The sequence below is a fragment of the Methyloversatilis universalis EHg5 genome (genome assembly GCF_000378945.1).
GTDB lineage: Bacteria > Pseudomonadota > Gammaproteobacteria > Burkholderiales > Rhodocyclaceae > Methyloversatilis > Methyloversatilis universalis_A.
This window is the reverse complement of the sequence record NZ_KB900539.1, coordinates 3916002-3935929: the sequence shown is the minus strand read 5'-3', so window position 1 is coordinate 3935929 and position 19928 is coordinate 3916002. Positions and strand designations below refer to the sequence as shown.

The window sequence follows — 19928 nt, the reverse complement described above, 5'->3', positions numbered from 1 at the left end:
AACATCGGCGGGTCGGCCCGCATTGTGTCCGAACGTGCGGTCCGCTGTGAAGCCGCGCCGCGCTTGCGCCGCGGTCGCACGCTCCGCGAGAATGCGGCGAGCCCACAGCAAGGTATGCCATGAAGCGCATCGTCATTCTCGGCACCGGCGGCACCATCGCCGGTCAGGCCCGTCGCGGCGACAGCCATGTCGGCTATACCGCGGCGCAGATTTCGGTCGACGACCTGGTGGCCGGCGTGCCGGCGCTGGCCGGTCTGCCGCTGGAGGCGGAACAGGTGGCCCAGGTCGACAGCAAGGACATGTCCTTTGCCATCTGGCGGGCGCTGGCGGCGCGCGTCGCCCATCACCTGGCGCGCGACGAGGTGGCGGGCGTGGTGATCACCCACGGCACCGACACGCTGGAAGAGACCGCCTACTTCCTGCAGCGGGTGCTGGCGCCGGCGAAGCCGGTGGTGCTGACCGCGGCGATGCGGCCGGCCACCGCACCGTCGGCCGACGGGCCGCAGAACCTGCTCGATGCGGTGCGCGTGGCCGCGCTGCCCGGCGCGCGCGGCGTGCTGGCCTGCATCGCCGGCGCGGTGCATGCCGGGGATCAGGTGCGCAAGATCCATCCCTATCGTGTCGACGCCTTCGATTCCGGCGACGCCGGCCCGCTCGGCTACATCGAGGAGGGCCGCCTGCGCCGCGTGCGCGACTGGCCAGCCGGCGAGGCCATCGGCCTGGCGCCGGTGCTGCGTGAGGACTGGCCGCGGGTGGACATCGTGACCAGCGCCGCCGGTGCCGACGGTGCGCTGGTGGAGGCCCTGTGTGCGCTGGGCGCGCGCGGCATCGTCGCCGCCTGCACCGGCAACGGCACGCTGGCCGCGGCGCTGGAAGCCGCGCTGCTTCAGGCGCAGGCCGGCGGTGTCGAGGTGCTGCGCGCCGGCCGCATCGGCCGCGGCGCGCTGGTCGAGGCGGATGACGCGGTGCCGGCGCTGCCATCTGCCGGTGCGTTGACCCCGGTGCAGGCACGGGTGGAACTGATACTGAAGCTGCTGCAGCACGCGTCGTGACAAAAAGTCCCGAAGATTGCGTGCGAGGACCGCATCGCAGTCCTCGCGAACGCTTACACTCCGGGACTCGTGCACTCCGATAAGAAGACCGTCCGAACGGTCGCGATCAACGAAGAACAGCTCAGATGCGACGTCGCGCACTGACCTCGCTGCTCACCCTGGCAGCGCTGCTGGCCGGCCTTTTGCCGGTCGCGGCCGGCCTGTACTTTTCATGGGTGTATACGCTGCGGGTCGAAACCCAGCACCTTGATGCGCTCGCGCAGCAGGCGCTCGCGCGCGCCGAGCAGGTGTTCGACGAAGCGCAGTCCGAACTGTCCGGCCTGGACAGCTTTCCGCAGCCCGCCTGTTCTGTCGGGCACATCCAACGCCTGCGCCAGATCGCCTACTGCACGCCCTTCGTGCGCGAGATCGCCTACGTCGAGAACGGTCGCATCGCCTGCAGCAGCATGGGCGAAGCCGATCACGGCCGGGTGCTGCCCGCGGCCGACTGGTCCGACGGCAACGGCCGCCAGATCTGGTTCCGCGTCACCCATACGCTGGATGACGTGCGGCCCTCGGTGGCCATCGGCCGCGGCGCCCACATCGCCCTGATCCACGCCAGTCACTTCCAGGCACGCCCGGTCGGCGACACCCGGCTGGCGGTGCTGAGCACCACCGACTGGCTGCCGCTGGCCCATGTCGACGAACCGCTGCTGCCCAGCATGATCGATACCGCGGTGACCGGCCGCGAGCGCATACAGGGCGACCGGCTGTATGCGGTGGCCCAGTCCGAACGGCTGCCCATCGTGGCGGTCGGCGCGCAGACCCGCGCCCAGCTGATGGCGGCGTGGACCCAGCCGCTGGTCATGATGACCCTGCTCGGCGTGCTGTTGAGTACGCTGCTGATGTGGGCGGTGCGCCGCTTCGCACGCGACTATTTCTCGCCGGCCACCGCGCTGCTGGCCGCCATCCGCCGCGGTGAGCTGCGCGTGGCCTATCACCCGCAGATACGGCTGAGCGATGGCCGCTGCGTCGGTGCCGAACTGCTGGTGCGCTGGCCCGACCAGAACGAACCGGTCATGAGTACCGACGATCTGGTGCATCTGGCCGAGCACTCCGGCTTCGAGCACGAAATCACGGCCCGCGTGCTGCGCACCGCCATCGCCGAGATCGGCGATCTGCTGCAGCGGCGGCCGGAACTGACGGTGTCGCTGAATCTGGCGTCGCACGATCTGGAACGCGGCGACATCGTCGGCCTGCTGACCGAAGTGATCGAGGGCAGCGGCATCCGGCGCAGCCAGATCGAACTGGAACTGACCGAACGCAACCTGATACAGGCCGGTCCGGCCGCCGATGCGCTGGCCCAGCTGCGCGAGGCCGGCCACATCGTGCTGCTGGACGATTTCGGTACCGGCTATTCCAGCCTGTCCTATCTGCACGATCTGCCGGTCGATGCGCTGAAGATAGACCGCGCCTTCGTCGGCACCATAGGCGCCGACACGCCGCATGCGCCGCTGGTGCCGCACATCGTCGAGATTGCCCGCAGCCGCAAGCTGCACATGGTGGCCGAAGGCGTGGAGACCGAACAGCAGGCCAGCTATCTGCGCGAACAGGGGGTCGAGGTCGCGCAGGGCTATCTGTATGCGCGGCCGATGGACGCGGGCGAGTTCCGCCAGTTCCTGGCCACCCGCAGCTGAGCGCTCCCTGCGGCGGCTAGCGTGCGGCGTACAGCATGCGCAGGTCTACCACCGCCTCATCGCCGAACTGCGGCGACAGCAGGTGATCGACAAAGCGTGCCGCGGCGTCGGCCGGCGACCACAGGCTGCCGTCGCGCTGCAGCGTCTCGAAGCGGGCGCGGTTCGGAAAGTCGCTGTCCGGTGTCGCGCGGATCTGCGCCTGCATCGCGGTGTCGATCACGCCCGGAGCCACGCTGACGATGCGACAGCCGGCCGGTGCGTCGAGCGCGGCTGCCCGCGCATGCTGGTCGAGCGCCGCCTTGGTCGCGCAATACACCGACCAGCCGGCATAGGGCGTGCGCGCAGCACCGCTGGACACATGCGCGATCCGCCGGTCATGCGCCGCCGGACTGGCGGCGATCAGCGCATCGGCCAGCATCAGCGGCGCCGCCACGTTCAGTGCTACCGCCTGCGCCAGCGCGGGTGCGGACTGCCGGCCCGGGGGCTTCACCGGCCCCAGCGTGCCGGCATTGTTGATCAGCATCACCTGTCCGGCGCCGGCCAGGAATTCTGACAGCGTATCGCCGGCCAGCCAGGTTGCCAGCGCGGCGCTGTCCGCCAGGTCCAGCGCGACCTGCTGCAGCGCGGCGCGCTCCGGCGCCCGTCCGCGCGACAGCCCGAGTACCCGGACCTCGCGTGCGAGCAGGGCGTCGGCCAGGGCGGCGCCCAGCCCGTGGGTGTGTCCGGTCAGCAGGGCCTTCATCGGAACGTCTTCCTTTCTCGTGCGCGGGTGCAGGCCGTCGCGCGCTGCTGGAATGGCGTGGCGACGGGCTTCCTGCACATTGTTTATACATTTGCTTCAGGTCGCCGGAGTAAGATGGATCCCATGCACGCTGTGTGGTACGTCGATGGACGAACCCATCGTTCATGCCCTGGCATGATCTGGAGAAAACTGTTGTGAACGCTTTGCAAGGCGATGCCGAGACCCCGCAGAAAACCTTGCTTCTGGTCGATGACACGCCCGAGAACCTGACGGTGCTCGGCGAGATACTGATGCCGCATTACCGCGTGCGTGTGGCCAGTTCCGGCCTGCGCGCGCTGGCTGCGGCGATATCGGATCCGCGCCCCGACCTGATGCTGCTCGACGTGATGATGCCGGAGATGGATGGCTACGAGGTCATCCGCCGTCTGCGTGATGACCCGGTCACCCGTGAGCTTCCGGTCATCTTCGTGACCGCGCTCGACAGCACCGAAGACGAGGCGCACGGCCTTGAACTGGGTGCGGTGGATTACATCACCAAGCCCGTACGCCCGGCCATCGTGCTGGCGCGGGTGCGCGGTCAGCTCGAACTGAAGGACGCTCGTGACCGCATGCGCGGCCAGAACGACTGGCTCGAAGGCGAGATCGCGCGGCGCATGAGGCAGAACCAGGTGGTGCAGGACGTGAGCATGCGTGCGCTGGCCAGTCTGGCCGAGGCGCGCGACGACGAGACCGGCAATCACATCCTGCGCACCCAGTCGTATGTGAACGTGCTGGCGCGTGCGCTGTCCGTACTGCCGCGTCATGCCGACCTGCTTACGCCGGCGCGCATCGAAACCTACACCAAGGCTGCGCCGCTGCACGACATCGGCAAGGTGGCCATTCCCGATCACATCCTGCACAAGCCGGGCAAGCACACGCCGGACGAGTGGGAAATCATGAAAACCCACGCCCGGCAGGGGGCCGATGCCATCTGGCGCGCGATCTGTGATCAGGACGAGCGCGAGGCGCTCGACTTCCTGTACATCGCGATGGATATCGCACGCTATCACCACGAGAAGTGGGACGGCAGCGGCTACCCCGAAGGGCTGGCCGGCGAGGCCATACCGCTGCCGGCACGGCTGATGGCGCTGGCCGACGTATTTGACGCGCTCATTTCCAAGCGTTCGTACAAGCCGGCCTTTCCGATCGAGAAGGCGACCGAAATCATCGTGCAGGGCCGTGGCCAGCACTTCGATCCTGAGGTGGTCGACGCCTATCTGGCGAACATCGGCGAGTTCATCGCGATCGCGGCGCGGCATGCCGACCAGACCGAACAGGGCGTGGCGGAGGAAACCGGTCCGGCCTGATCCGCAATGAAGATGTCCGTCCTTCATCCTGCCCTGTCACGCGTGATGCGTGGCCTGCTTGCGTCGTGCCTGAGCTTCGGCGCGGCCGGCGTCTTCGCGCAAGGGCTGCGCGAAGGCGAAACTGGCGAACTGTGGATCGACCACACGAACGTGGTGCTCGGTCTGGGTGGCAGCCTGCTTCTGGTATGCGTGCTGGCTTTCGCGCAGTTCGTCTACGTGCGCCGCCTGCGCCGTGCCCGTGCGCATGCCGACGCCCAGGCTGCCGCGCTGGACGAGGAGCGCAACCGGCTCCGCATGCTGCTCAACGCGATGCCCGATCTGGTGTGGCTGAAGGACGCGGACGGCATCTATCGCTTCTGCAATCCGCGTTTCGAGCGTCTCTACGGTCAGCAGGAGGGTGAGCTGATCGGCCACTCCGACTATGAGTTCGTGGACCGGGAGCTGGCCGATTTCTTCCGCCGGCACGACCGTGCGGCCGCTGCGGCAGGGCGGCCGCTGATCAACGAGGAATGGCTTACCTTCAAGGACGGCGGTTACCGCGGGCTGTTCCAGACCACCAAGACACCGGTCACCGACGCGACAGGCAGGCTGGTCGGTGTGCTCGGCATGGCGCGCGACGTCACCTCGATCCGCGCAGCCGAGATCGCGCTGGCCGAGCGGGTGAAGGAAATGCGTTGCCTGTATTCGGTGTTCCGCTGCACCGAGGAGTGGGACCGGTTGCTCGAGGGCATGCTGCAGGAAGTGGCGGCGCTGCTGCCTGAAGGATGGATGCACCCCGCACAGGCGGCCGCCTGCATCGAGCTGGATGGCCGGCTGTACCCGACACCCGGCTTCGATCGCGTGGTCCGGCGCATGGAAGAGCCGCTGCGAGTGAAAGGCAAGGTGCGTGGCCAGGTGGTGGTCGGCTACCTGGGCGAAATGCCGGCACAGGCCGAAGGTCCCTTTCTGATCGAGGAAAGACAGTTGCTGGAGGCCGTGGCCGACCGGCTGGCCAGCGTGGTGCAGCGGCGCGAAGACGAGGCGCGGGCCGATCAGCGCGAGGAGGTCAATCGCGCCATCGTGTCGCAGGCCTCCGATTCGATCACGCTGATCGATGCCGAAACGCTGGCCTTCGTCGAATTCAATGACGCGGCCTGTTCCGGCCTGGGCTACACGCGCGAGGAGTTCTCCCGGCTCACGCTGGCAGACATCAATCCGCAGTACGACCGGGCTGCGGTGTTCGCGCGCATCCGTGAAATCATCCGGGACGGCGGCCTGCAGTTCGATACCCAGCGCCGGCGCAAGGACGGCGCGCTCACCGATGTGCGGGTCAGCGCCAAGCCGATCCGGCTGCAGGGACGCACCTTCGTTTCCAACATCTGGTGGGACATTACCGAGCGGTCCACGATGCAGGCCCAGCTTGATCGCGAGCGCCAGCGTCTGCAGGACATCATCGACGGCACCCGCGCCGGTACCTGGGAGTGGAATCTGCAGACCGGAGAAGCAGCGTTCAACGAACGCTGGGCCGACATGTTCGGTCACCGGCTGGTCGAGCTCGAACCCTTCACCACCGACACCTGGGCGCGCTTCGTGCATCCGGACGATCTGCGCCGCGCCAACGCCGCGCTGAAGCGCCATCTCGATGGCGAGACCGAGTACTACGAATGCGACGTGCGCATGCGTCACAAGGACGGGCACTGGGTGTGGATCGCCGATCGCGGCCGGGTTACCCGGCGTACGCCGGACGGGCGGCCGCTCATCGTCAGCGGCACCCATATCGACATGACCGAGCGCCGCCAGGCCGAAGACCGGCTGCGCGAGAGCGAGGTGCGTTTCCGCAAGCTGTTCGAGGACAGCCGGCAGGCGGTGGTGCTGCTCGAGGACGGGCATTTCGTCGATGCCAACCGTGCCGCACTCGAACTGCTCTGCATGACGGACCCGGCCGAATTGATCGGTCGCACGCCCGCCGACGTGTCTCCGCCGGTGCAGGCTGATGGCACGCCATCGGACGCCGCTTTCGAACAGACGCTGCATGCGCTGCTCGTGGGCGGATCGATGCAGTTCGAATGGCTGCTGCGTCGCACCGACGGCCGCATACTCGCCATCGAGGTGCTGGGTACCACCATACAGCACGAAGGGCGAGACATCCTGCATGTGGTCTGGCGCGACGTGACCGACCGTCGCGAGGCTGAACGTCGCCTGCGCGAGAGCGAGGAACAGCACCGGCTGCTGTCGGAAAATGCCAGCGACGTGATCTGGCTTTACGACCTGCGCGCCGAATGTTTCGTGTTCGTCAGTCAGGCGGTCGAGCGCATGCTCGGCTACCGGGTCGACGAAGTGATCGGTCGCAGCCTGCGCGAACTGATGATGCCGGATATCTACGAGCGGCTGCATGCGCCCTTCGTCGCTCGCATGGAGGCATTCCGGGCTGGCGACACAAGCATGCGCATCCGTACCGTGGACATCGAACAGCCGTGCCGCGACGGCCGGATTCTGGATACCGAAGTGACCACCACGCTGCGTACCGACACCGAGGGGCGCGTCACCCATCTGCAGGGCGTGACCCGGGACATCACCGCCCGCAAGCGTGCCGAGGCCGACCTGCGCAAGCTCTGGCTGGCGGTCGAACAGAGCCCGAACAGCATCGTCATCACCAATACCGACACCGAGATCGAGTACGTGAACCAGCGCTTCAGCGACATCACCGGCTATGGCCGCGACGAGGCGCTGGGCCAGAACCTGCGGGCGCTGCGTTCCGAACTGACCGATATCGGCATCTACGATGCGATGTGGGACGCGCTCGGGCGCGGCGAATCGTGGTCCGGAGAGCTGGTGAACCGTCGCAAGGGCGGCACGCTCTATACCGAGTCGGCCCAGGTTGCACCGGTCCGCCAGCCGGACGGCCGCATTACCCACTACCTGGTGATGGAAGAGGACATCACCGAGAAGAAGGCGGCGGCGGAAGAGCTCGACGCCCATCGCTACCACCTGGAAGAACTGGTGCGCAGCCGTACCGCCGAACTGGAGCGGGCGCGCATCGACGCCGAGGCGGCCAGCCGCTCCAAGAGCACCTTCCTGGCCAATATGAGCCACGAAATCCGCACGCCGATGAACGCCATCATCGGCTTCACCCATCTGCTGAGGCGCGAACTCAAGGTGCCGGCGCAGGTGGACAAGCTGGAAAAGATCACCGGTTCGGCCAAGCACCTGCTGGGCATCATCAACGACGTGCTCGACCTGTCCAAGATCGAGGCCGACCGCCTGCAGCTGGAGGAAGTGCCGTTCAGCGTGCTCACCACGCTGGACCACGTGCGCAGCATGATGGCCGACCGCATCGCTTCGCGTCATCTCGAGCTGCGCGAAGAGATCGATCCGCGACTGCAGGGACTCACGCTGATCGGTGACCCGCTGCGGGTCGGCCAGATCCTCATCAACTACCTCAGCAACGCGGTCAAGTTCACCGAGCATGGACACATCACGATGCGTGCGCAGATGCTGCTCGAACAGGACAGCGCCGTAGTGCTCAGGTTCGAGGTGAGCGATACCGGCATCGGCATCGCGCCGGAACAGCAGGCGCGCCTGTTCGAGGCGTTTGAACAGGCGGAGGCCGCCACCACCCGCAAGTATGGCGGCACCGGCCTGGGTCTGGTGATCAGCCGCCGGCTGGCGCGCCTGATGGGCGGCGAGGTCGGCGTGCAGAGCGAGCCGGGGCTTGGCAGCACCTTTTCGTTCTCGGCCCGTTTCGCGCGTGGCAACGCCGACCAGCTGCCGCATCCGGTGACGCTGGCGCGGCGGGTACGTACCGGCGCCCATGTGCTGCTGGTCGAGGACAATCCGATCAATCAGGAAGTCGCGCGCGAACTGCTGGAGCGCGCCGGCCTGGCGGTCGAGGTCGCTGCCAACGGTGCCGAAGCCGTGCAGAAGGTGGATGCGGGCCGGTTCGAGGTGGTGCTGATGGACATGCAGATGCCGGTGATGGACGGCCTCGAAGCCACCCGGCGCATCCGCGCGCTGCACGATGCGCACGAGCTGCCGATACTGGCGATGACCGCGAACGCTTTCGAGGAAGACCGGCGGCGTTGCGAAGAGGCGGGCATGAATGGCCACCTGGTGAAACCGGTCGATCCGGATCGGCTGTTTTCGGCGTTGGCTCAGTGGATACCGGAGCACGACGATGCCGACGAGGCGGCGCCGGCTCTGCCGTCGCGGGCGGCCAGCCGGCCGCTGCCGCAGCAGGGCGTTGCGATCGACCAGCTGGCCGGCGTACAGGCGCTGGACGGCGATGTGGACAGCTATCGTCAGGTGCTGCACATGTTCGTTGACCACCACGCCGGCGATGTTTCCCGTCTGCGCCAGGCCGTGCTGGACGGCGATCTGCTGATCGGCGAGCGCATCGCGCACACGCTGAAGGGCGTGGCTGGCACCGTCGGTGCGTTCGCGCTGCGCGACTGTGCGGCCACGATCGAACACGCGCTGCGCGAAGGACGCACCGAATCCATCCTCGACCAGGTTGCCGATTGCGAAGCCTGCATGGATGCCGCCTGCGACGAAATCCGCGCGCTGCCGCGGGAGTCCGCTCCGGTGGTCGCGGTGTCACTGGATGCGGTGCGCCCGCTGCTTGCACAGCTCGAACTGCTGCTCGACCATGACGACATGAAATCCGGGGCGGTCTGGCGCGAGCTCAAGCCGGCGCTGGAGGCACATCTGGGCGAACGCGCGGTGCATCCGCTGGCGCGCCTGATCGAAGCTTTCGAATTCCCGGAAGCGCTTGTGGTACTGCGTGCGCTGGCGCTGGCGCATCCGGAACTGAAGGGCGGATGACATGAAGCTGCTTCCCGGCGTCGACGTCAGCTTCATCCGCGCGACCGATGTGCTGGACCGCGCCTTCCACAGCAGCTACGACTACCGGCTGGTGCTGCTGTCGCTGCTGATCGCGGTCTTCTCCTCCTTTGCCGCGCTCGAGATCGTGCGCCGCATGATCGGCTCGGACCATCGCCGGCTCTGGGCGACGCTGGCCGCGATGATGTTCGGCCTCGGCGTATGGGCCATGCATTTCATCGGCATGCTGGCTTTCAGGCTCGACTGCGCGGTGTCCTACGATCCGTGGATGACCGCCCTGTCCATGCTGCCGGCCATCGTTGCGGCCATGGTGGCCCTGCATCTGATCGCTCGTGACGAGCCGGGTACCGGGCTGCTGCTGTGCGGCGGCGTGGTGATCGGCTGCGGTATCGGTCTGATGCACTACAGCGGCATGTCGGCCATCCGGCTCGAGGGCGTGCTGCATTACGACCCGGCGCTGTTCGCGCTGTCCCTGGTCGCCGCCATCGTGCTCGCGGTCGCGGCGCTGCAGCTGCGTGCCTTCATCGCACGCGGCGTGCACCCGCACCGCGGCTGGCTGTCCTCGCTGCTGGGCGGCACCGTACTCGGGCTGGCCATCGCCAGCATGCATTACATCGCGATCGAGGCAGCGGTCTTCCTGCCGGCCGACATGCCCGGCGAGGTGAGTGCGGTCAGTCCGACCACGCTGGCGCTGGGCGTCGGCGTCGTGACCTGCGTCATCATTGCCGGCGCCCTGCTGTTCATGCGTTCGGGCGAACGCATTGCCCGCGAGCGCCGTCGTTCCGACGCCATCCTGGCCACCACCCGACAGGGTTTCGTCGTGATCGACGCCGGGGGGCTCATCGTCGACAGCAATGCGGCGATGAGCCGGCTCACCGGCCTGACCAGCGGCGAACTGGCCGGTCGCGCGCTGCGTGACCTGATCGCGGCCGGCACGTTGCCGCCGCACGGCGATTTCAGCATGGAGCTTTCACTGCGCCGTCCGGACGGCAGCTCCGTGCCCTGCCTGGTCGATGGCAGTACGGCCAGCGAAGCCGGAACCGCATTCACCTTCGCGCTGTTTTCCGACATCAGCCGCCGGGTCGAGGCCGAAGCCGGCGTGCGGACGCGCGAACAGCAGTTCCATGCCCTGCTCGATTCGACGCCGGATCCGATGGTGATTACCGACGCGAAGGGCGTCATCGTCATGGTGAATCTCCAGGCCGAGCGTTTCTTCGGCTACGCCCGGGGCGACATGCTGGGCAGGACGGTGGAAATGCTGATTCCGCACACGCATCGTGCCGCTCACCCGGCGATGCGCGAGGGCTTCGTACGCGACGCGCGCATGCGTTTCATGGGCGATGGTGCCGGCGTGCTGCGTGCCCTTACGGCCGACGGCCGCGAGGTGCCAGTGGAAATCAGCCTCAGCCCCATCCAGACCGAAGGCGGCATGCTGATCGCCAGCGCGCTGCGCGACATCACCGATCGCATCGACGCGCAGAAGGCGCTGGCGCGCCAGCTGGATCTGCAGAAGATCGCGCAGGACACGCTGCGTGTGGCGCACGAGGAACAGCGCGCCATCCTCGATTCCGCAACCTCGGGCATCGTGCTGGTGCGCGACCGTACGCAGCAGCGCTGCAACCGCAGGCTGCACGAAATCTTCGGCTATCCGGATGGCGAATTGATCGGCCAGCCGACCCGGGTGTGGTATCCCGACGACGAGAGCTGGGCCGCCACCGGTCGCGCCGCCTACGGCCCGATCTGGCGTGGCGAGACGATGCGGCACGAACTGCAGCTGGTGCGGCGCGACGGCCGGCTGTTCTGGGCGCGCATCACCGGCCACGCGATCGATCCGGCGGACCCGGACAAGGGCTCGGTCTGGATGGTGGACGACATCACCGCCGAGCGCGAAGCCGAAGCGGCGCTGAAGCGCGCCAAAGAGCTTGCGGAAGATGCGACCCGCATGAAGTCTGATTTCCTGGCCAATATGAGCCATGAAATCCGCACGCCGATGAACGCCATCATCGGCATGTCGCATCTGGTGATGAAGACCGAGCTGACGCCCCGTCAGCGCGACTTCATGAAGAAGATTCAGCTGTCCAGCCAGCACCTGCTCGGCGTGATCAACGACATCCTCGATTTCTCGAAGATCGAGGCCGGCAAGATGACGGTCGAGCACATCGAATTTGAGCTGGAGAAGGTGCTCGACAACGTGGCCGCGCTGGTGATCGAGAAGAGCGCGGCCAAGGGGCTGGAGCTGATGTTCGACATCGACCCGGCCGCGCCCGATTTCCTGGTCGGCGATCCGGTGCGGCTGGGTCAGATCCTGATCAACTACACCAACAATGCGGTCAAGTTCACCGAGCGCGGCGAAATCGTGCTCAAGCTGCGCATGGTCGAGGAAAGGGATGATGCGGTGCGGCTGCGCTTCGAGGTGCGCGACACCGGCATCGGCCTGACGGCAGACCAGAGCGCCCGCCTGTTCGAAAGCTTCCAGCAGGCCGACAGTTCGACCACCCGCAAGTACGGCGGCACCGGCCTGGGGCTGGCCATCTGCCGCAAGCTGGCCGAGCTGATGCAGGGCGAAGTGGGGGTCGACAGCGTGCCCGGCCAGGGTTCGACCTTCTGGTTCACCGCCCGTCTCGGCCGCAGCGCGCGGCAGAAGCGGGAGCTGCTGCCCCATCCTGACCTGCGCGGCCGCCGCGTGCTCATCGTCGACGACAACGACTATGCGCGAGAGGTGATCGGCAATCTGCTGCGCAGCATGTCTTTCTTCACCGAAGACCGGGTCAATGCCTGGAGCGCGGTCGAGGAGGTGCGGCGCGCGGCCACCGAAGGCCGCCCGTACGACGTGGTCTATCTCGACTGGCAGATGCCCATCATGGACGGCATCGAAGCAGCCCGGCAGATCCGCGCGCTCGGCCTCGCCCATCCGCCGCGGCTGGTCATGGTCACTGCCTTCGGCCGTGAAGACCTGCTGCTGCAGGCGCGAGCGGTCGGCATTGACGACGTGCTGATCAAGCCGGTCAATGCATCGGTGCTGTTCGACACCACGATGCGGGTGCTGGCCGGCGACGAAGGCCGGCCGGCCGGCGCCGGTGCGTCCGACCTGCCGGCGGAAATGGCCACGCTGGCCGGTGCGCGCGTGCTGCTGGTGGAGGACAACGAACTGAACCGCGAGGTCGCGCGTGAGCTGCTGAGCGAATCCGGGCTGGTGATCGACGTCGCCGAAGATGGTTCGGTGGCGCTGGCTACGGTGGCGGAGGGGCACTACGACATCGTGCTGATGGACATGCAGATGCCGGTGATGGACGGCCTCACCGCGACCCGGCGCATGCGCGACATGCCCGAACTGGCCGGCCTGCCCATCGTCGCCATGACCGCCAATGCCATGCGGGAAGATGTTGAGGCCTGCCTCGATGCCGGCATGAACGACCATATCGCCAAACCGATCGATCCGCAGGATCTGTGGGCCAAGCTGCTGCGCTGGATACGGCCGCGCAATCCGGTTTTGGAGCGCGACCGCCGGGAAGAGCCGATGCTGCCCTCACGGGTGTCGCCGCAGATCGAACTGCCGCATATCGAAGGGCTGAACACCGAGGTCGGGCTCAAGCGTGTGCTCGGCAAGCCCGCGGTCTATCTCGGTCTGCTGCGTCGCTTCGTTGCCGGCGAACAGCATCTGGAAATGATGGTGGCCGCGCTGCAGGCGAACGATCTGGCCAGCGTCGAGCGCCAGGTGCATTCGCTCAAGAGCGTGGCCGGCAATATCGGTGCGGACGGGCTGCAGCAGGCGGCCGCGCTGCTCGAATCGGCGCTGCGTGGCCGTCGGCCCAACGACGAGCTGGCGGTGCTGCTGGACCGTGTGCGCGATCAGATGAAGCCGCTGATCGACGGGCTGAAGCAGGCGCTGCCACCGGTCGAGGAGGATTCCGCCATCGCCGGGCCGGAGGAGACCGGGGTGTCGCAGCAGGCGTCGTCCCGGGCGAATGTCGAACTGCTCGATCGTCTGGCTCGCCTGCTCGAACACGGTGATTACGCAGCGACCCGTCTGGTGGCCGAAGAGAGGGCCGGGCTGCTGCGCGCGCTTGGCGCCCAGCTGCCGGTGATCGAAAGCGCGATCGCCCAGTTCGATTTCGAAAGTGCACTGCGCCGCCTGGAGGCGGCGCGCGGGGAGGCGAACTAGTCGGTGGTCAGACCGGCGGCGTGTGCCTGCTGGTCGGCGTGGTAGCTGGAGCGCACCAGCGGGCCACAGGCGGCGTGGCTGAAACCCATCGCCGTCGCTTCGCGCTCGAACATCGCGAAGGTGTCCGGATGCACGTAGCGCAGCACCGGCAGATGGCCGCCGGAGGGCTGCAGGTACTGGCCCAGCGTGAGCATCTGCACGTTGTGCGCACGCATGTCGCGCATCACCTCGAGGATTTCCTCGTCGGTTTCACCCAGCCCCAGCATCAGGCCGCTCTTGGTCGGCACTTCCGGGTGGCGGGCGCCGAACTGGCGTAGCAGTTCCAGCGAATGCGCGTAATCGGAGCCCGGGCGCGCCATCTTGTACAGCCGTGGCACGGTTTCCAGATTGTGGTTCATCACGTCGGGCGGCGCGGCGTCGAGGATGGACAGCGCGATGTCCAGCCGGCCGCGAAAGTCCGGCACCAGCACCTCGATCTGCGTGCGCGGCGAATGTTCGCGCACCGCACGGATGCAGTCGACGAAGTGCTGTGCACCGCCGTCGCGCAGGTCGTCGCGGTCCACGCTGGTGATCACCACGTAGTTCAGCTTCAGCGCGCCGATGGTTTTCGCCAGCTTCAGCGGCTCTTCGGTGTCCAGCGGGTCAGGGCGGCCATGGCCCACGTCGCAGAAGGGGCAGCGGCGGGTGCACTTGTCGCCCATGATCATGAAGGTGGCGGTGCCGCCGCCGAAGCACTCGCCGATGTTCGGACAGCTGGCTTCTTCGCACACGGTGTGCAGGCCGCTGTCGCGCAGGATCTGCTTGATCTCGCCGAAGCGGCTGTCGTGGCGCGCGGCGCGCACCCGTATCCAGTCAGGCTTGCGCAGCGTTTCGGCCGGCACCACCTTGATCGGGATGCGGGCGGTCTTCAGCGAGCCTTTCTGCTTTTCGGTCGGGTCGTAGGCGGTGTCGCTCATGGCGGGTAGTTACCTATGCGTAGAGGGCGCGCTGTAGCGCGTCGGTCAGTTGCCGGCAGATCGCCTCCGGTGGGAGGTCAATGCCGAGATCGCGCGTCTGTGTGACGCGCAGCCCACTGTAACCGCAGGGGTTGATCGCGGTAAACGGTGTCAGGTCCATATCGACGTTCAGCGACACGCCGTGGTAGGTGCGGCCGTTGCGGATGCGCAGGCCGAGTGCGGAAATCTTGGCTTCGTCGTCGCCCTCGCCGACATAGACGCCGGGTGCACCGGCGCGCCGCTGCGAGGCAAGGCCGTGCGTGGCGAGCAGGTCGATCACGGCCTGTTCGATGCTGCTCACCATTTCGCGCACGCCGAGGCCGGCGCGCTTGAGATCCACCAGCGTGTAGATGACCACCTGGCCGGGGCCGTGATAGGTCACCTGACCGCCGCGGTCGCTGTCGACCACCGGCACGCCGACTTCGCGCAACAGGTGCTCGCGCTTGCCGGCCAGGCCGAGCGTGAACACTGGCGGGTGTTCGACCAGCCAGAACTCGTCCGGCGTGTCGGCGCCGCGGGCCGCGGTGAAGGCCTGCATGTCCTGCCAGACCGGCGTGTACTCCATCCGGCCCAGCGCGCGGACGACGGCGGTCACAGGACGACCTTCACCATCGGGTGGGCGCTCAGTTCCGTGTAGAGCGCATCCAGCTGCGCCTTCGACGTCGCGCGTATGGTGGCGGTGAGGCCGATGTAGCGGCCGCCGGACGAGGGGCGCATGCCCAGTGTGGCCGGGTCGAAATCCGGCGCGTGGCGCAGCACCACCTCGACCACCACCTGGGCGAAATCGTCATGCCGCTCGCCCATGATCTTGAGCGGGAAGTCGGTCGGGAATTCGAGCAGCGTGTCGGCGCGCGACGTCTGCTGCGGCTGATCGGCCATGGTGCTGTCCTCGGCGGCGGTGCTCAGAGACCCAGCCAGAGCCGGATCGTGTCCCAGATGCGGCGGAAGAAGCCGCCTTCCTCGACCGCCACCTTGGCCACCAGCGGGTATTCGCCCGCCGGCTTGCCGTCGATGGCCACTTTCAGCGTGCCCAGCTTCTGGCCGGCGGCGACCGGGGCGATGACCGGCTTGTCGACGACGATCTCGCGGGTGACCTTGCCGGCCTGGCCGCGCGGCACGGTCACGACGGCGTCGGCGGCGGGGCCGACCTGCACGCTGGCTGCCGCACCCTTGTAGACCGCAGGCGTTTCCAGCACTTCCTCGGCCAGCGCGAGGCGGGCGTTTTCCCAGGCGTTGTAGCCATAGTTCAGAAGCGCGGCCGACGACTCGATGCGGCCCTTCTCGTTCGGCGCACCCAGCAGCACCGATACGATGCGGCGGCCGTCGCGCTTGGCCGACGACACCAGGCACCAGCCGGCGGCGTCGGTGTGGCCGGTCTTCATGCCGTCCACGCTGCGGTCCATGGTCAGCAGCCGGTTGCGGTTGCCCTGCTTGATCCCGTTGTAGGTGTAATCCAGCGTCGAGTACAGCGGGTAGTACTCGGGGAAGTCATGAATCAGCGCGCGCGCCAGGATGGCGAGGTCGCGCGCGGTCGTGTAATGGCCGTCCTCGGTCAGGCCGGTCGAATTGCGGTACTGCGTGCCGGCCATGCCCAGGCGCTTCGCCTCGGCATTCATCATCTGCGCGAAGGCGGCTTCCGAACCGGCGATGGCTTCGGCCAGCGCGACGCAGGCGTCGTTGCCGGACTGGATGATCATGCCGCGGATCAGTTCATCGACCGTGACCGGCTTGTCCGGCGCGATGAACATCTTGGAGCCGCCGGTCTTCCAGGCCGCGACGCTGACCGGCACCGCCTGGTTGGGCTTGAGCTGGCCGTTCTTCAGCGATTTGAAGGTCAGGTAGGCGGTCATCAGCTTGGTCAGCGATGCCGGTTCGACCTTTTCGTCCGGACGCGCCTGCGCCAGCACGGCGCCGGATTCGTGGTCGATCAGCAGCCAGGCCCGGGCATCGGGCTGCGGCGGTGGAATCAGGTCGGCAGACGCGGTGAGCGGAATAAGGGCAGACACGAGAAGCGCGGTGCAGCGCAACAGCTTGAGCATGGGTTCGGGGCTTCGGTCGGACAAACGGAAAAGGCCCTGCCACAGGAGGCAGACGGTGAAGGCCGACAGTCTACCAAAGCGCGGCCGGCTGCCGGCATGGAAGCTGCTTCCGGATGTATCGAACAGCGGTTCCGGCCGGTTTCATCTTGCAGCGCAGCGTGGTTCGGTGTTTTCATTAACGGGAACTTAATTGTTGTGAGCCCCCTCCGACGGCCCGATGAGTATTGCGCGTATCGCCCTGTTGATCGGCACCCTGGTGCTGGCCCTGACCACGCTGTGGTCCGGGCAGGATGCGCTCGCGCATGCACCGGAACAGTGCGTGCGCTGTACCGTAGCCGAATCGCCGGACGACGTGCCGACCGACGCCTACGGTGCGCTCATGTACCGGCTGGATCTGGCGGGCGACCCGCCGGATTCATTCGTCGCCGAAGTGATCCGTTCGGCCGGGCGCGAAGCGCGGCCGGAACACTCTTCCCTGATTCCCTCCCTGCTCGAGCCGGAACCGGCACGGGTACCGCTCAGGCCGCCCAGGCCGGTCTGATTCCCCTGCCGGTCGTTTGCGCCGGCAGTCCGCAGTCCACACGCCGCTTCGTGGCACCGGTCTCGCAGCCGGTGCGCGCGCGTGCATGTTCCGTTCATCCCGTCAGGGCACAACACTCATGAAAAAAACAGCCATTGCCCTCATGGCCGCAATCGGCCTGTGTACGCACGCAGCAGGGGCTGCCGAGCGCTACACGCTGGACCAGCTCAAGTCGCTGGCCCTGCAATCCAATGCTTCGCTCGGCGCCGCCCGTGCCGACATCGACGTCAGCCGTGCCGACACGCTGACTGCGCGCGCCTATCCCAACCCCGAACTGGAAGTGAGCGGCGGCGACCGCAGCGCGCGCGGCCCCGGCCTTGAGCCCGGTTCGCTCGGCTCGGTCACCGTGACCCAGCGCTTCGACTATCCGTCGCAGCGAGACGCCCGTCTGCGCGTGGCGGAAGCCGGCGTGCTGTCCGCGCAGTCCGGCGCGCTGTCCTACGAAGTCGATCTGCTGGCCCGGCTCAAGCAGTCCTTTTACGCGGTCATCCGCCACCAGAGCGAACTGCGCGCTGCGCGCGAAGACCTGGAACTGGCGCGCGCCATCCGCAACCGGGTGGAAGTGCGGGTCAATACCGGCGAGGCGCCGCGCTATGAACTGATCAAGGCCGACACCGAACTGCTCAACGCGCAGAAGAACGCCGATTCGGCCGAACTGCGCATTGCCCAGGCCAAGGCCCGGCTGCGTGCGCTGACCGGCGGCGCGCTGCCGGCGGACTACGAGCTGGACGGCGTACTGGCCAGCGAAGTGGCGCTGCCGCCGCTGGCGCAGATGCGCGATGACATGCTGGCGCGCAACCCGGACATCGCCCGGCTGCGTGCCGAGATCGACCGTGCCGGCCAGCAGCTGGAACTGGAAAAGCTGCGCCGCATGCCCGACCTGTCGTTCAAGCTTGGCCGCGACCGCGATCCGGAATACGACGCCAACCGCATCGGCGTCGCGGTGACCGTGCCACTGTTCGATCGCCGCCAGGGCCCGATCGCCCAGGCCAGCGCCCAGGCGGAACGCAACCGGATGGCGCTCGAAGGCCGCGTGTTCGAACTGGAGCGGCAGCTGGACGCGGCCTACCGTCAGTACGAACTGTCGCGTACCCAGGTGGTGGCGCTGGAAACCGGCATCCTGCGCGAAGCGGAAGCGGCGCTGAGGGTGGCTGAAGCAGCCTACAAGTTCGGCGAGCGCGGCATCCTCGACTTCCTCGACGCGCAGCGCGTGTTCCGTGCCGCCCGCAACGAACTCATCAGCGCGCGCTACGAGCTGATCAACGCAGTCGCCGAGATCGAGCGACTGGGCGCCGTGCGCTGACGCCGGCGGCAAGCACATTCCCCCCATTCAGACAGTCCACATCATGAAACTGACCCAACGTCCCCTGCTGTGTGCCGGCCTGCTCGGCGCCGCCCTCGTGCTCACCGCCTGCTCCGGCGAGGCCGACAAGGCCGCGCCGGCCAAGGTCGAAGCGCCCGCCGACCCCAATCTGGTGAAGGCCGGCGACAACCTCGGCAACATCATCAAGCTTGGCACGGTTGCCAAGGTCGAACTGTCGGACACGCTGCGCGTGGCCGGCCAGGTCGATTTCGACGAACAGCGGGTCACCCGCATCGGCGCCACCGTGACCGGCCGCGTGACCGAACTGCAGGCCACGCTCGGCCAGCAGGTGAAGGTGGGCGACACGCTGGCCGTGCTGAACAGCACCGAACTGGGCGCGGCCCAGCTCACCTACATGAAGGCACGCGCACAGGCGCAGCTGAACGAACGCAACGTGGAGCGTGCGCAGCAGCTGTTCGCAGCCGACGTGATCGGCAGCGCCGAACTGCAGCGCCGCGAGAGCGAACTGTCGATTTCCCGCGCCGAACAGCGCGCCGCGGCCGACCAGCTGCGGGTGCTCGGCGTGTCGGCAAAGTCGCTGGAAAAACTGTCGTCCAACGGCACCATCAATTCGGTGTCGCCGGTGGTGGCCACCATGGCCGGCACCGTGGTCGAACGCCGGGTGACCCAGGGCCAGGTGGTGCAGCCCAGCGAAATCATGTTCTCGGTGGCCGATCTGTCGCGCGTCTGGGTGGTGGCGGAAGTGCCCGAACAGCAGGCGGCCGCGGTGCGTCCGGGCCAGAACATCCAGGTCGAGATTCCGGCGCTGGGCCAGCAGCTCACCGCCAAGCTCATCTTCATCGCCGACACCGTCAATCCGGCCACCCGCACGGTCATGGTGCGCAGCGAGCTCGACAACAGTGACCGCGCACTGAAGCCGGCCATGCTGGCCACGGTGCTGATCGAAGCCCGGCCCACCGCACGGCTGGTGGTGCCTGCCACCGCAGTGGTGCGCGAGAACAACAAGGACTACGTGTTCGTCGAGGTCGGTGCGCAGCAGTACAAGCTGACCGAGGTTGCGCTGGCTGCGGCCATCGGCGACATGCGTCCGGTGCTGGGGGGTGTGGCCGAAGGCACGAAGGTGGTGACCGATGGCGCCTTTCATCTGAACAACGAGCGCAAGCGCAAGGAACTCGAATGAGTGCCCTCGCCCTT

The 19928-nt window shown here is 67.4% G+C and carries 13 protein-coding genes; 8 read left to right on the top strand and 5 right to left on the bottom strand.

Features of this window, described 5'->3' with window-relative positions; translation table 11 throughout:
• Window positions 1-119: 119 nt before the first annotated feature.
• Both METUNV2_RS0117915 and METUNV2_RS0117910 read left to right on the top strand, forming a co-directional pair.
• On the top strand, window positions 120-1052 hold the full coding sequence (locus METUNV2_RS0117915; protein WP_018230854.1) for an asparaginase: 933 nt from the start codon (window positions 120-122) through the stop codon (window positions 1050-1052).
• 125 nt (window positions 1053-1177) lie between these two features.
• Window positions 1178-2728 (top strand): EAL domain-containing protein, encoded by a 1551-nt coding sequence (locus METUNV2_RS0117910; protein ID WP_018230853.1) that lies wholly within the window; start codon window positions 1178-1180, stop codon window positions 2726-2728.
• A 16-nt stretch (window positions 2729-2744) separates the two neighbouring features.
• Here the strand turns inward: METUNV2_RS0117910 and METUNV2_RS0117905 are convergent, their stop codons facing one another.
• Window positions 2745-3470, bottom strand: coding sequence for an SDR family oxidoreductase (locus tag METUNV2_RS0117905; protein ID WP_018230852.1), 726 nt, complete (start codon window positions 3468-3470; stop codon window positions 2745-2747).
• Between the two features lie 194 nt (window positions 3471-3664).
• Here METUNV2_RS0117905 and METUNV2_RS0117900 point away from each other — a divergent pair, with 194 nt between their 5' ends.
• From METUNV2_RS0117900 to METUNV2_RS0117890, 3 genes are read left to right on the top strand one after another with little or no spacing between them, the layout of a single operon-like run.
• On the top strand, window positions 3665-4816 hold the full coding sequence (locus METUNV2_RS0117900) for an HD-GYP domain-containing protein (RefSeq protein WP_036271226.1): 1152 nt from the start codon (window positions 3665-3667) through the stop codon (window positions 4814-4816).
• A gap of 12 nt (window positions 4817-4828) precedes the next feature.
• On the top strand, window positions 4829-9616 hold the full coding sequence (locus METUNV2_RS19275) for a PAS domain S-box protein (RefSeq protein WP_232415715.1): 4788 nt from the start codon (window positions 4829-4831) through the stop codon (window positions 9614-9616).
• Window position 9617: 1 nt separating this feature from the next.
• A complete protein-coding gene (locus METUNV2_RS0117890; protein WP_018230849.1) occupies window positions 9618-13796 on the top strand; it encodes a response regulator in 4179 nt (1392 codons plus the stop codon).
• On the opposite strand, the gene lipA is transcribed toward METUNV2_RS0117890, so the two are convergent.
• From lipA to METUNV2_RS0117870, 4 genes are read right to left on the bottom strand one after another with little or no spacing between them, the layout of a single operon-like run.
• Window positions 13793-14752, bottom strand: coding sequence for a lipoyl synthase (lipA, locus tag METUNV2_RS0117885; RefSeq protein WP_018230848.1), 960 nt, complete (start codon window positions 14750-14752; stop codon window positions 13793-13795). The genes METUNV2_RS0117890 and lipA overlap by 4 nt on opposite strands.
• A 13-nt stretch (window positions 14753-14765) precedes the next feature.
• Complete coding sequence (gene lipB / locus METUNV2_RS0117880) at window positions 14766-15386, bottom strand: lipoyl(octanoyl) transferase LipB (RefSeq protein ID WP_018230847.1); 621 nt, start codon at window positions 15384-15386, stop codon at window positions 14766-14768.
• Window positions 15383-15670, bottom strand: coding sequence for a YbeD family protein (locus METUNV2_RS0117875; protein WP_018230846.1), 288 nt, complete (start codon window positions 15668-15670; stop codon window positions 15383-15385). Before METUNV2_RS0117875 ends, lipB begins: the two co-directional genes overlap by 4 nt.
• Window positions 15671-15693: 23 nt before the next feature.
• Window positions 15694-16830: a D-alanyl-D-alanine carboxypeptidase family protein gene (locus METUNV2_RS0117870; RefSeq protein ID WP_018230845.1), complete on the bottom strand. Its 1137-nt coding sequence runs from the start codon at window positions 16828-16830 to the stop codon at window positions 15694-15696.
• 217 nt (window positions 16831-17047) lie between these two features.
• On the opposite strand from METUNV2_RS0117870, the gene METUNV2_RS0117865 reads away from it, so the two are divergent.
• From METUNV2_RS0117865 to METUNV2_RS0117855, 3 genes are all read left to right on the top strand, one after another.
• Entirely contained in the window at window positions 17048-17371 is a 324-nt protein-coding gene (locus METUNV2_RS0117865; RefSeq protein ID WP_036271225.1) for a hypothetical protein, read from the top strand.
• A gap of 118 nt (window positions 17372-17489) precedes the next feature.
• Entirely contained in the window at window positions 17490-18713 is a 1224-nt protein-coding gene (locus tag METUNV2_RS0117860; RefSeq protein ID WP_232415713.1) for a TolC family protein, read from the top strand.
• 43 nt (window positions 18714-18756) lie between these two features.
• A complete protein-coding gene (locus tag METUNV2_RS0117855; RefSeq protein WP_018230842.1) occupies window positions 18757-19914 on the top strand; it encodes an efflux RND transporter periplasmic adaptor subunit in 1158 nt (385 codons plus the stop codon).
• Window positions 19915-19928: the final 14 nt, after the last annotated feature.